This window comes from uncultured Brachyspira sp., from assembly GCF_944388875.1.
Classification (GTDB): Bacteria; Spirochaetota; Brachyspiria; order Brachyspirales; family Brachyspiraceae; genus Brachyspira.
Genome location: NZ_CALXKQ010000033.1, coordinates 15,253 through 30,046 on the forward strand (window position 1 = coordinate 15,253; position 14,794 = coordinate 30,046).

The 14,794-nt window shown below is 28.1% G+C and carries 9 protein-coding genes; 3 read left to right on the forward strand and 6 right to left on the reverse strand.

Annotated features, from left to right (window positions below; all coding sequences use genetic code 11):
• Positions 1–151: 151 nt before the first annotated feature.
• The 5 genes from Q0J69_RS13150 to Q0J69_RS13170 all read right to left on the reverse strand — a co-directional run bounded on the left by Q0J69_RS13150 (position 152) and on the right by Q0J69_RS13170 (position 9,204).
• On the reverse strand, positions 152–1,879 hold the full coding sequence (locus Q0J69_RS13150) for a methyltransferase domain-containing protein (RefSeq protein WP_297208265.1): 1,728 nt from the start codon (positions 1,877–1,879) through the stop codon (positions 152–154).
• Positions 1,880–2,251: 372 nt separating this feature from the next.
• Positions 2,252–3,703: an Asp-tRNA(Asn)/Glu-tRNA(Gln) amidotransferase subunit GatB gene (gatB, locus tag Q0J69_RS13155; RefSeq protein ID WP_297208267.1), complete on the reverse strand. Its 1,452-nt coding sequence runs from the start codon at positions 3,701–3,703 to the stop codon at positions 2,252–2,254.
• Positions 3,704–4,441: 738 nt separating this feature from the next.
• Entirely contained in the window at positions 4,442–5,458 is a 1,017-nt protein-coding gene (locus Q0J69_RS13160; protein ID WP_297208268.1) for an ankyrin repeat domain-containing protein, read from the reverse strand.
• Positions 5,459–5,664: 206 nt separating this feature from the next.
• Positions 5,665–7,842, reverse strand: a complete 2,178-nt coding sequence (locus tag Q0J69_RS13165; protein ID WP_297208269.1) for a methyl-accepting chemotaxis protein — start codon at positions 7,840–7,842, stop codon at positions 5,665–5,667.
• Between the two features lie 201 nt (positions 7,843–8,043).
• The gene (locus tag Q0J69_RS13170) at positions 8,044–9,204 is read right to left on the reverse strand and encodes an iron-containing alcohol dehydrogenase (RefSeq protein ID WP_297208271.1); all 1,161 of its coding nucleotides are present in this window, start codon (positions 9,202–9,204) and stop codon (positions 8,044–8,046) included.
• Between the two features lie 503 nt (positions 9,205–9,707).
• Here Q0J69_RS13170 and gpmA point away from each other — a divergent pair.
• The gene (gene gpmA / locus Q0J69_RS13175; protein ID WP_297208273.1) at positions 9,708–10,454 is read left to right on the forward strand and encodes a 2,3-diphosphoglycerate-dependent phosphoglycerate mutase; all 747 of its coding nucleotides are present in this window, start codon (positions 9,708–9,710) and stop codon (positions 10,452–10,454) included.
• Positions 10,455–10,686: 232 nt separating this feature from the next.
• Here the strand turns inward: gpmA and Q0J69_RS13180 are convergent, their stop codons facing one another.
• Complete coding sequence (locus tag Q0J69_RS13180; protein ID WP_297208275.1) at positions 10,687–12,156, reverse strand: S41 family peptidase; 1,470 nt, start codon at positions 12,154–12,156, stop codon at positions 10,687–10,689.
• A 202-nt stretch (positions 12,157–12,358) separates the two neighbouring features.
• On the opposite strand from Q0J69_RS13180, the gene Q0J69_RS13185 reads away from it, so the two are divergent.
• Both Q0J69_RS13185 and Q0J69_RS13190 read left to right on the forward strand, forming a co-directional pair.
• Complete coding sequence (locus Q0J69_RS13185) at positions 12,359–12,652, forward strand: hypothetical protein (RefSeq protein WP_297208277.1); 294 nt, start codon at positions 12,359–12,361, stop codon at positions 12,650–12,652.
• Positions 12,597–14,794 (forward strand): tetratricopeptide repeat protein (locus Q0J69_RS13190; RefSeq protein WP_297208279.1); only part of this gene is annotated, 2,198 nt, incomplete at its 3' end. The genes Q0J69_RS13185 and Q0J69_RS13190, both read left to right, overlap by 56 nt.

The window sequence follows — 14,794 nt, forward strand, 5'->3', positions numbered from 1 at the left end:
TTTTTATACATCTTAATTCGGATAATTTAAAAAAATAATTATTTTTTTATTATTAGTTAAAATAAAATTGATTAAAATTATATGCTAATAATAGTAATTATATTTAATGCATAATTATAAATAAAAATATTACCATAAAATATAATATAAATTAATATTTTTTAGTATTTATGTAAATACATTCAAAAGTATCGCCCAAATTCTTTTTTTGTGCTATATATCTATATAATTTTGATATACTTTGATTTTGTTTGATAAAACTAAAATTAAATATGTCGCAGAATCTATTGTAATAGATGCTCTGATTTTCCAAATCAATTCTTTTTAATGAGTATTTGGATAAAAATATGTCTAAAGATTTTGGGTTAGATTCAAAAGCATGATCTGAAGGCACTATAGAAAAATAATCTTTATTGAATCTTCCGCTTATTCCATATCCGTTGGGTGTGGCAAATGCTAGTATTCCGTCATCTTTAAGAGAATATAATATTTTATCTAAAATATTTTCAAAATTGTATATATGCTCTATAACATACCAAGCTGTTATTATATCATATTCCTTTTCTTTATATTCAAAATCTAATAATGAACAATTATGAACATTAAGATTAAGAGTATTTATGCAGTAATCAGAAGCATATTTACTTATTTCTATACCTTCTGTTTCATATCCGTTTTCAGATGCCTCTTTTAGAAAAAATCCCATAGCACTGCCTATATCCAGTATTTTACCGCTTGGCTTTATTTTTTTTATCTTCTCTAAACGCCTTCTCGCTAATGCCCTTAGATTTTCACTGTCTTCTTCATAAGTCTTCCCATACTGATTCTTATAATCCTCAACAAAATATTTAGATGAATAATCTGTAAATGGAGGAAGAAAATATTTTCTAAATAATGTATTGCATTTTCTACATTTATATAAATTAGATTCTATATTCCTATTTTTCATTTCTATTGAACTGCTTAAGCAAAACGGACATTTTATATCTTTGAAATCTTTTATATTGTCTATTATTGTTTTTATTCTTTCTAATGATTTTTCTGTGTCTATTGAGTTTCCGTTTTCTATATATTTATTTTGAATATTTTTATCGAATAAAAAATCCTTTAACCGAGATGCAGCTTCATCAGTATCCGCGTTTTCAAAAAATCCCAAATTAAAAAACAATTCATTTTGGCTTTTTGCAAGATCATCATGGTATTTTGTAGGTGATAAAAGTGCTGTAGGTATGGAGGCTTCTATGCATTCAAAGGCTGTAAGTCCGAAATAAGTTATAACGGCACTGTAAGGATTAGCGAATATATCAGGGCTAAAGTTTATGTATTTTATGTTATTGTATTCGCTTTCTTTTTCTGTATCTATTAATACAAAATCTTTATTATCAATTCTGCTTATTATTTCCAAGGCTTTCTTCTTTAATTCGTTATTAAATCCCAAATAAAGTAAAACAGGAGCATTTTCATCATACTTTGGTTTTATATTTGAATTTAAAATAGTTGCTATAAATGGTCTTATATTAACAAATTTAGAATTATCTAAATTTGGAAGCATTTCTATTACTATGTCGGCAAATATTCTTTCTGCTCCTACACTGTCAATTATAATAACATTAGATATATTTTTTAATTCTTTAATAAACTTCGCATCTGTTTCTCTGTTGTCTACTATTATTACATAAGGTTTAATATTTTTTATTTTATTGTATTTGCAGGTTTTTATGCTTTTATCTTTGAATATATCACTTTCATTATTAATAGAAGAAAATACAAAATTGTAATAATCTTTTAATTTATTAGCTATAAACTTCATACGGGTAATATGTCCGAATCCGTATATAGTTCCTATATCTGTTATTATACATATATTATTATTCTGCATTGATTATACTTATTATAGAATATTATTTTTATTGATATGCATTATATAATAAAAAAATATAATTACAAATAAAAAACTTTAAGCATGATTAAAAAATTGATATTTAGTATTGTTTAATTAACGCACGCTTAATGGGTATTTTCTATAAATTAAGTTATATTTTTAATTTATTTATATGTAAAAATGTCATTTAATGTGCGTGAATAAACTTTTTAAGTATGATAAAAACTTGGGCGGGATTTTATTTTTTATTTAGGCAATAAGTTTATTATAAACAAAAAATTAAAAATAAGGTTTAATAAAATTAAGGGGCGGAGAAAAACCCTAGCAAGTATTAAACTGCTAGGGTTATAATAAAATACAAATATTAAATTATTCGCTTAAGATTTTTCTTAAAACCTCATTAACAAGTTTAGGATTTCCCTGTCCTTTAGTAGCTTTCATAGTCTGACCTACTAAGAATCCAAATGATTTTTCCTTACCTGCTTTGAAGTCTGCCACTGATTTAGGATTTTCTTCTAAAACTTTTCTTATAATTGTTTCAAGCTCGCCAGTATCACTTACCTGTTTAATACCTTTTTTCTCTACTATAGCAGAAGGGGCTTCACCTGTTTCGCACATATCTTCAAAAATCTCTTTAGCTATTTTACCACTTATAATGCCTTCATCTATAAGTTTAAATATTTCAGCAATATGCTCTGGTTTCGGCTTGAAATCTTTTATAGTCTGAAGTTTTTTGTTTAAGTACGCATTAACTTCAACCATTATCCAGTTGCTTATTTTCTTTGGCTGTTTAGGATATGCCTTAACAGCAGATTCATAATAATCAGCTAAAGCGGCATCCTCTGTAAGTACTACTATATCTTGATCTGGTAAATCATAATCTTTTTTTAGTCTTTCTCGTTTTTGCTGAGGAAGTTCTGGGAGTTCTTTTTTAGCATTTTCAATCTCTTCATCTTGAAGTACTAAAAGAGGTATATCTGGGTCTGGGAAATATCTGTAATCTGCAGCACCTTCTTTTGAACGCATACCTTTAGTAGTATTTTCTTTAGCATCATAAAGTCTTGTTTCCTGTAAGATTTTCTCTCCATTATTTAGAGCTTTTATCTGACGTTTTATTTCATAATCAATAGCTAGTCTTACATTTCTAAAGCTATTCATATTTTTTACTTCAGTTTTAGTTCCAAGCTCTGTACTTCCTTTAGGGCGTATAGAAACGTTGGCATCGCATCTTAAAGAACCTTCTTCCATATTACAGTCTGAAACATCAATATACTTAAATATTTTTTTAAGCTCTGTTAAATACTGATATGCTTCTTCGCCTGTAGAAATATCAGGTTCGCTTACGCATTCTATCAAACAGCATCCAGCACGGTTTAAGTCAACATAGCTTAAAGGTCTTCCAGTATCATCATGCACAAGTTTTCCTGCATCTTCTTCCATGTGTATTCTGTTTATTCTTATGCTTTTATTGTAAGAAGAGCCGTCATCATTAAGTACAGTTATATCAAGATGACCTTCTGTACAGATTGGTTCGTCCATTTGAGTAATTTGATAGTAGGAAGGCAAATCTGGGTAGAAATAATGTTTTCTAGCGAATCTGCTTTTCTTTTGAATAGTGCAGTTAGTAGCAAGTCCTGCTTTAATAGTTTTATGCACCATTTCTTTATTAACTATAGGCAAAGTACCTGGGTGAGCCTGACATCTTGGACAAGTAAGAGTGTTTGCAGGAGCACCAAAAGTATTTGGGCATGAACAGAATGCTTTAGTTTTAGTATTAAGCTGAACATGCACTTCTAATCCTATGACTGCTTCATATTCCATATTATTTAATCCTAATTTTAAAATATTATGTTTATTTTATATGAATTCTCATTTTTTTTCAATATATGCTAATATAGTTTTTTATTCAAGATGTATACTTAAATTTAAGTATTTATTAAAATTTTTAAGCAAAGAATACCATATATACATTTATAGAATTATATATTGTATCTTATTTAAGAAATCAATCTATGATTATTATAAAAATCATGGAAAATTATTTATAAAAAATAGTATTAATTATATTTGATAAATAATATATTATTAGAGCATGAAAATATTTCATCATTAATATATTCCATAATTAAGTTTATTTTGTGTATACCTAAACAACTATATTTTGTCAAAAATTATTTCATTATTTTTATTATTTGTGGGGACTAGCCCCCGCTCTGCGTACTTCGTAACACCACACTTCTTTTGCAACCGAAGGAAGTGCCTGTGGTATTGCCACAGGCGAAGTCTGCCTCTCTGTGCGTGCCGACAAAGTCCACCTACGGTGTCGGCAGGCGGGAAGCTATATCCTCGACAAGATCGGATACGCTTCGCGAAAAACGCAACTGTTATAACTTTATATTAAAAACATGCCTATTAAATATAGAATATATCCTAAAAATGCAGTCTTTTTGGTTCTTTGTGCCAACAAAAGAACTGGGGGTGTGGGGGCAAAGCCCCCATATATCAAAATAAAAATTTATTTTGACAAAGTATATTTGTTTAGGTATATATTAAAAAGTATTAATTATATTTTTCAAGAAGCTCAACTATATCCTTATAATCTTCTGATTTTGCTAAATCAAGTGCAGTCCTGCCATATTCATCAGTTATAGAAGTGTCTGCATTATTTTCTAAAAGTACTTTTGCAGCTTCAAATTGATTAAAACTAGCGGCCATCATCAAAGCAGTCATTCCATAATCAGTGGTATAATTAATATCAGCACCATTTTCTAATAACATATTTATTATATTAGTATTCCCTCTATAAGCAGCATTCATTAAAGGAGTAGACGATATATCTGTATGTTCATTTTCTATTTCGCATACTGTATTGGCATCGGCACCTTTCTCAAGTAAAAATTTTACCATCTCTTCATTATTATAAGTTGAGGCATAAACTAAAGCATTAATGTCGTCATCATCCCTTGCTTCAATGTCAGCACCTTTTTCAATTAAAAGCTCTGCTATAGCAATATTATGAAGACCTGCACTTGCCATAAGTGGAGTAAATCCTGACTCAGTAGTTAAATTTACATCGGCTCCTAAATCTATAAGTTTACGAACGAGTTCTTCATCATACATAGCTTCTGTTAATGGAGTAGAATATCCTAAAGTTAAATTAACATCTGCATTATTTTCTAATAAATAATTTATAATATCAGTTTGTTTATATTCTATAGCTTGTATTAAAGGCGTTGACTTAGAATATTCATTTATCTCTAAATTATAATTAACATCTAAACTTTTTGATTCAATTAATTTTTTGATTGTTTCAAAATCTCCTGATTTTATAAAATCTATAATTTCTTCATCTGTGTATGAATAATATGCTGATTCTTCTGTTTCATTTGTATTTATTGATGAATTATTTGATTTATTATCTTTATTATATGTATTTGATTGTTCTGTTTTATTTATGTCATCTGTACTATCATCTATGTTTATAGTCGCTTTATCTGTATTATTATTTTGTTCTTTGGTATTGTTTGAGCAAGAAAATATTATGATAGAGAGAAAAAGAATTAACAAGTATTTCATAAATAATATATCCTATAGTCAAGTTTTTATCAGTATATTATAAAAATATTTTTTTTTCAAGTTTTTATATTAAAGCCATATAAGGTATAGCTTGAAAAATTATAATCAATTTTAAATATATAATTAATTAAATATTCGAGTTATAAAAAAGCACCGAGTTTTTATACCCGATGCTTTTAATTATTTTTTAGCTTTCAATCATATTATTAAAATGAAGAGAATCCGTCATCAGTCATTCCGCTTGAAGTAGAGGAGTAGGTAACACCGAACTCATCATTTCTAACAGTTCTATTATCCTGCATTGATGATTCAATCTCTCTTTCTTTCTCTATAGAAGGCGGAACTTTCAGCTCTTTCTTTTTAGGTTCAAATGCTGGTTTTTTAATTTCTTCTTTACGTACAGTATTCTCTTTTTTAACTGTTTCATTGATTTTTTCTTTATTAATTTCTTTTTTTTCTTTAATTTCTTCTTTCTTTGTTTCTTTTATTTCTGATTTTGCTGCATTTTTAGGTTTGGATGTTAAATCAGCAGGATTTAATTTAAAGAAACTTACAGCATCCTGAAGCAAATGAGCCTGATTAAGCAGAGATTCTGATGTGTCAGTACTTTCCTGAACAAGAGAAGCATTATGCTGAGTTACATTATCCATTTCAGCAACGGCTCTATTAACCTGATCAACACCTACCTGCTGTTCCATAGCGGTGGCACTAATATCCTGCATTATTTTAGCAGTATCTTCTATTTTTTGCTGAATATCTATAAATATGTCCTGAGATTGACGTGCTGTTTCAGTTGCTTTATTTATTTTTTCATTTGTATTATCAACTAATACTGTAATATCTTTAACAGATGACTGAGTTGTCTGTGCTAAATTTCTAACTTCGCTTGCTACTACAGCAAAACCTTTGCCCTGATCTCCAGCTCTTGCAGCTTCAACAGCAGCATTTAATGCAAGTATATTTGTTTGGAAAGCTATGTCTTCTATTATCTTTGTTATGTTTTTTATTTTAGCACTAGCTTCATAAACTTCTTCTATATTAAGTGTGGTTTCTGCAATGATTTTTCCTGCACTTTCTACGGCTTCCCTTGAGGCTATCATCATATTATTTCCTGCAACCGCATGTTCTGTAGATGATTTTATTGTAGAGGCCATCTCTTCCATAGAACTTGCTGTTTCTTCTAGGCTTGCAGCCTGAGATTCAGTTCTTCTTGATAAGTCTGTATTGCCATGTGCCAATTCCTGAGCTGCTTTAACTATATTATTTGAAGCTGTATTTACTTCTGTAATAGTTTCTACAAGTTTGTTACGCATACTTACAAATGATCTTGATAAAGCTCCTATCTCATCTTTTCTAGGTTTAATACGCTGTTTGGTTTTAGTCAAATCGCCTCTTTCTATTTCTTCAGCCTCTTCAACAACTATTTCAAGAGGTTTCGTAATAGTTCCTATGAATATACTTACAAACACAGCAAGAATTATTATAGATATTACTCCTATTATAGTACTTGCTATTATTAATTTCATATTCTGTTCATATATTTCATTATTCATCATTGCAAGTGCTATTATCCAAGGCTGACTTTTCATTTTGTAATAAGCAGCTGTTCTTTTTTGCCCATTTACATTATAAGTTATTATACCGCTGTTTGCACTTCCAGAAAAAGCCTGTTTATATATAGGATTAATTTGCATTACAGCTATATTTTCGTATAAGGAATCCATTATATTATACAGACTTTCGCTTGTAATGAATAGTCCTCCAGTTTTACCCAAATCTATATTAGAAAAATGAGTTTGATGAAGTACTGCCCAGTCAAGAAGCACGTATATATACCCTATATTTTGATTATTTTGATCTTTAACTACTTTTAAAGCAGGCATAGCCCATTTACCTGTTACATCTGACTGAAGTAATTGATCTCCATATATAACATTATCTGTATTTCCAGAAGTTATCTTTGACCAAGTCATAGGAATATAATCTTTTAAATTCATACCTGTTAGGCTGGAAGAAACTGAGTCTATAATAATATTTCCATTTATATCAGCAACTCCCATATTTATTATGTATAGATTGCTGTTTTTAAAATTTCTTATAGTCGTATATAATAAATCCAATGTTGTTGCCTCATTACCCTGCAGATATCTCATAATAACAGGAGTAACAGAATATGTATTTATCAAAGAAGTTTCTAAACCAAACCAAGTATCTAATACAGAAGCATATCCTGCTATTGTACTATTAAAACCTCCCAGTCTGCTTTCACTTATTCCTTTGCTGGCTATTCTTATGGAGGATATAAGCATACTTACTATAATAATGACAACCATACAGCATATAACAAACGGCATTCTAAATGCTAAACTGTTTATTTTTTTCATACAAAACTTTTCTCCAAATTTATTTATAAAACTATATTGCCTATATTTATATATATACTCACAATTAATTACAATTATTGACGGATAAATTATTTTATTTACTACTTTTAATTTTATATAAAAACTAAAAGTAGTAAAAAAATAAAAGCTATAGTAAAAAATATACCATAGCTTTTATTTTTTGTAAAAAATATTTATGTATTACTTATAAGATTTCTCTAATATGCTTAAAACTTCTTCATCTGTAAAGTTATGAGGATCTATTTCAAACAATCCTCCCATAGCAAATCTGGCATTTTTAGCTATAGCAGGCAAATCTTCTTTTTTCATTCCGTAATCAGATAGTTTTAAATTATCAACTCCGCATGCTTTTTGCAAATCAACTAATGCATCTACAAAATCCATAGGCTTGCTTGCATCTTTTTTACCCAAAGCTTTAGCCATATTTATCATTTTTTCATCGCGTACCTTAGCATTAGCTATAGATGTATAATATTCTTTACTTATAATAATAAGACCAGCACCATGTTCAAGATTAGGATAATAAGCACTCATAGCATGTTCTATAGAATGTTCTATAGTACAGCTTGATACACTTTCAACTATACCTGATAAAGTATTAGCCATAGCAACATTTTCTCTAGCTTCCATATTATTGCCGTCTTTTACAGCATCAGCTAAACTTTTTCCTATAAGCTCTATTGCTTTTAAGGCAAACAAATCACTCATTTCACTAGCTATTTTGTTTATATATCCTTCGGTACTGTGAAATAATGCATCGAAGCCTTGATAAGCTGTCAATTTTGGAGGAACTGTTTTCATAAGTTCTGGGTCTACTATAGAAAGGTAAGGATAGCTTTTATCGTATCCAAATCCTATTTTCTCGTTTCCATTGGTGATAACAGTCCAAGGGTCTGCTTCTGTGCCTGTACCTGCTGTTGTTGTTATTGCTACAACTGGAAGAGGGTCATTAGGTATAGCTTTTCCTTTGCCTGTTCCTCCTGATATATAATCCCAATAATCACCTTCATTTGTTGCCATAATAGCAATAGATTTTGATGAGTCTATGCTGCTTCCTCCTCCTATTCCTATAACAAAATCGCAGTTTTCTTTTTTTGCTAGGGCTGCTCCTTCCATGACATGATCTTTAATTGGATTAGGGAGTATTTTATCAAATAATACATGATTAACATTTGCTTTATCCAATTCTTCTTCGAGTCTTTTTAGATATCCGTATTTCTTTATAGAAGTTCCGCCTGTTACTATTAATGCTTTTTTTCCCGGTAATTTTTGTTTATGCAGTTTGGATAATGAACCGCTTCCAAATATTACCTTACTAGGCATATAAAAATTAAAATTCATAATTGCTACCCCTTTTAATTTAATATAATGTTATGTTTACTATTATACAACTCTATAGTTTTTAAATCAAATTCTGCTTTCATAAAATCGCACGCAGAATGAAATTCAAATTTTATTATATTATAAATTTTGTTCACCGTGCGTTAATTAGAATTTCAAGTCTAATCAAAACTAGGGTGGGTTTGCTTTTATAATTGAAATTTTAAATATAAAATAATTTTTCAATTTAAAACAAAATTAATAAATCTATTGGGCGGGGTATGTAATTAATTTTTAAAACTTACTTAAATTTTCCCACCCTATAGAATTTTAATATCATTTGGTATTTTTTGCGTTATTTTTCTTTTTATTTTTTAAAGTTACAGCACTGCCCACCCATAGTTTTATAACGTATTTTCAAGTTTAACATTAATACTTAATTTTATATATATACATTTTTTGTTTAACTTTTTTCTTATTTTAGTATATAATAGAACTTAATCTTATTAGAAGGAGTTTTAAAAATGACTAAAGTTGTTTTAATACGTCATGGTGAGAGTGTTTGGAATAAAGAGAACTTATTTACTGGATGGGCTGATGTTACATTATCTGAAAAAGGTATAGAGGAAGCTAAAGCAGGCGGAAGAGAACTTAAAAATGCTGGTTTTACTTTTGATAAAGCATATACTTCAACTCTTACACGTGCTATAAAAACTTTGAACCTAGTTTTAGAAGAGATGGGACTTTTATGGATACCTGTAGAGAAATGCTGGCAATTAAATGAAAGACATTACGGAGCTTTACAAGGATTAAATAAATCTCAGACTGCTGAAAAATATGGAGAAGATCAGGTAAAAATTTGGAGAAGAAGCTATGATACTCCGCCTCCAGCTTTAGAAAAATCAGATGAAAGATATCCTGGACATGATCCTCGTTATAAAAACTTATCAGAAAAAGAACTTCCTTTAACTGAATGTTTAAAAGATACTGTGGCAAGAGTAGTTCCTTTTTGGGAAAATGTTATACTTCCAGATATTAAAGCAGGTAAAAAAATAATCATTGCTGCTCATGGAAACAGTTTAAGAGCATTGGTTAAATATTTAGATAATATTTCTGATGCTGATATTACAGAGTTAAATATTCCAACTGGAATGCCTTTAGTTTACGAACTTGATGATAATTTCAAAGCAGTTAATAAGCAGTATTTAGGTGATCCTGAAGCTGTTAAAAAAGCTATGGAAGCTGTTGCAAATCAAGGCAAGAAAAAATAATAACAGAAGTAATATTTTATTTAATTATAAAAAGGAAGTCTTAAATTAAAAGGCTTCCTTTTTTATTAATGTATTATAATTCATACTCCACACTTTATATTTTTTTAATATTTAGTCTGTATTTAAAATTTAGTCTGCTTGCGTAAATAAAAAGCTTGCAGTATATAATAAAAGTTTAAAAATAAATAAGGCGGTAACATATAAATATCACCGCCTATTATTATATTAATTATTAATTTTCTTCTTTTTCGTTAGACCAATTTTCTCTAGGTTCTTCTTTATCCTGAGGAGGCTCTTTTCCTGTTTCAAGATATTCAATAGCAGCCTTTAACTGTTTGTCATAGCGAAGATCGTATATCTCTTTATAATTATCCAAATTACGTTCATTATATATCAAACGCTCAAGCAAATAATCACTAGCATTTATATTCTGTTTTTTAAGCTCCTCTTTAAATGCAGGCAAAGCTGCAGCATCGGAACTTTCATTAGGATATTTTTTAGCATAAGCGGTTATTTGTCCGCCTTTTCTGAGTTCTGTCAATGCTGTTATATCTGTGCTGCTTAATTTAGGCTCTACTACAACAAAGTCTGGAGTTAAACCTTTGCCATGAAGTCTTCTTCCGTTTGGAGTATAGTAATGGGCTACTGTAAATTTGAAAGAAGTATTATCTCTGCTGTCTAATGGAAGAACATACTGAACGCTGAATTTACCAAATGTAGTTTCACCTAAAAGTTTAGCTCTTCCGCTGTCTTGTAAAGCACCTGAAAGAATTTCTGAAGCAGATGCACTGTACTGATTTACTAATACAATCATATCTCCTTTTATCCATTCATCGCCTTTTTTAGAAGCATAGTAGTCCTGATTTTCATTTTTAGTTCTTCCTCTTGTGTATACTATTTTACCGTCTGTCAAAAACTCTTCTACTATATTGATTGCTGTATCAAGTCTTCCGCCAGGATTGTTTCTTAAATCGAGTATAAGTTTCTGCATTCCTTGTTTTTTAAGGTCTATTAAAGCATTTTCCAAATCTTTTGCTGTATCATCTCCGAAAGTAGTTATTCTTATATATCCTACTATATTATCAACCATTTTATATTTAACGCTTTTTATTTCTATTATTGCTCTTGTAAGAGGATATTTAATAGGCTCTGAAACGCCATCTCTTACTATTGTTAAAGTAACTTTTGTACCTTCTTTTCCTCTCATTATATTAGCAGCATTATCAACTGACATGTCTTTAGTGCTTTTTCCGTCAATTTCTGTAATGATATCTCCTGATAATATACCAGCTTTTTCACCAGGACCGTCTTCTATAGGAGAAACAACCATTAATCCTTTATCAGCATTCTTTGATATAGAAAGTCCTACACCGCCGTATTTTCCAGACATTTCAGTATTTAATGCAGTATTTAATTCTTCATCCAATAGGAATGTAAAAGGATCGTCTGTAGCTTCAAGCATTCCTTTGATTGCACCGTACATTAATTTTTTTGTTGTTACATTGTTGGTATCAACGAAGTTCTGCTGAAGTGTTGCGAAAACTTTTTGAAATAATCTGCTGTAATAGTAAAAATCATTATCTGACTGAGGGCTTCCCTGCTGAGCTATTGCTAGAGAAGGACTTTTAAAATTAAAAAATGAGATTGCCACTACAAAAATTAAAAGAAATATCCATAATAGTCTTTCTTTGTTTTTTATCATGTTTTAAATCCTTATATATTGAAGTTATTTATAATATGTATGTTAATTTCATAAAAAAATTATATCTAATATAAATAAATTATATCATAAATAGTAAAAAATTTATATATATAATCAATAAAAATATTATGATAACTTGATAAGTAGATTTTTATAAGAAAATACTATATTATAATAGATAATACATCAGGAATTAAAAATTATGGATAAAAATAGCATAAAAATATTTTTTCTAAAAAAAGAAATAAACAGATTAAAAAATAAAGCTGAAAATACGGGCTTAAAAGAAGTAAGAAGCGATTTAGTATTAGAGGCAAAAAAGCATATAAAAAACATAGTAAGCCATTTTGATAATGCCTTAAGTTCTGATGATATAGACAGTATTATAGATGAACTTAACGGCTATATAAATGTTTTTAATGATGAGATGAATATTTATAATGAAGAGCAGTGCCGATATATCTTCATTAGTTTATATAATGGAAGGTGTAAATGAAGATGATTATTACAAGAGAAGAACTTTTATAGAAAATATAAATATTGAAGAAAATGATTATTTTAATAAATTTGCTGATAATGAAAATATTAATGATGAATTATTGGATAGAATTATTTTACTAGATGAAAAAATAAAGGAAATAGAAGAAGCAGATACAAATAATAATAACAAAGAAAATATAAAAAATCTCTATAAAGAAAGAGCAGAAATATACAATAAATTATCAATGTATAGTTATGCTATAGAAGACTTAAGTAAAGCCATAGAAATTGATTCAAATGATATAGACTTGCAGCTTTTGAAATTGGATATTTTAAAGAGAGATGATAAATTAAACTCTGATGATATAATAAAATGCTATGATGATATAATTAATTTAGATAAAAATAATTTAGAAAGCTATTATAAAAAAATAGAATATTTAGAGAGTTTAGGAAATAGAGAAGATAATATAATCAAATGTTTTGATGATATAATAGAATTAGATAAAAATGATTTTAACCGCTACTATAAAAAATTATGGTATTTACAGAGTTTAGGCATCAGAGAAGAAGATGTCATTAAATGCTTCGATGATATAATTAATTTGGATAAAAATAATTTGGAAAGTTATTTTAAGAAGATAGAGTATTTACAAAGTTTATGCGGCAGACAAGAAAAAATTATTAATTGCTGCAATGAAATATTAAATATTGATTCTAATAATATAAAAACTCTATACACTATTGCTGATGAGTACAGAAAACAGGCTGATAAAATTTCAAATGAAGATGATTATAAAAAGGCATTAGAATATTATAATAAAGTAAAAAGTATAGATGAAAATTACAATAATGTTCAATATTATGAAGAGTACTGTTTGGAAAAAATAAATTATAATGAGAACTTACAAAAAGAAATAAAATATTACTATGATAAAGCAGATGCATTTTTTGAACTTGGAAGACATCAGGAGGCTATAAATTGTGCTGATAAGGCTGTTTCATTAGATGAAAAATATTATAAGTCATATTATTTTAAGGGCTGTTTATTAGAGAATATAGAACATTATGATAAAGCCATAGAATGTTTTGATAAGGCAATAGAGATTAATGATAAAGATACTGACTCATACTATAATAAAGCTTTAATTTTATTTGTGCTTAAAAAGTATGATGAAGCCATAGAAGTAATTGATTTGTTTTTAAAAATTGATGATAAAAACAGTAATGCTTATTATTATAAAGGACTTTGTTTATATAATTTGAAAAAATATGAAGAAGCTATAAAAGAATTTGATGAGGCTGTAAAAATAAATAATCAATATGGTAAGGCATATTATTATAAGGGCTTAAGTTTATACTATTTAAAAAAATATGCAGAAGCTGTGCAGGAGCTTGATGAAGCAATAAAAATTAAAGCTCATAATAATTTATATTATTATAAAGGGCTTTCTTTATTTGAATTAAAAAAATATGATGAAGCATTAGAAAGTTTTAAAAGCACAAACAATTTTAATAATTATGACATGTATTATTGTTTGGGGGAGATTTATGAAACCCAAAATAATTATAAAGAGGCTATTAAACATTATGATGAAGCATTAAAAAATTATAAAGAAAAAAATAATCCAAGAGATTATTATATAATAGGCATGACATTATATAAATTATCCGAGTTTAATAAGGCTATAGATAATTTTAATAAGGCATTATCATTTATATTTGAAGATAATTATAAAAATAAAGAAGATATTCTGAATTACTGCAATAATATTTTAAAGCTTGAAAAGAATAATAAAGTTTTTTATACTTATAAAATAATAGCTTTGATTTTATTAAACAGATATGATGAGGCATTATCATTAGAAAATAATAATGAATCTTTAGAAAAATATGAACTTTATAAAAAAGCCTTAAAGATTTTGAGAGAGAAAAATAAAATAAATGATGAATATATTTCAAGATGCTGTGATAAAGCTGTATCATTAAATCCAAATAATATAGAAAGCTATAGAGAAAAAATAGAGTTCCTAAAAAGTATAAAAGAAAATAAATTAACTATAGAATGTTATGACAAGATTATAGAAGCTAATCCGCAAAACATAGAAAGCTACAAAGAAAAAATAGAGTTCTTAAATCAATTAGCTGAAGCGGCTGA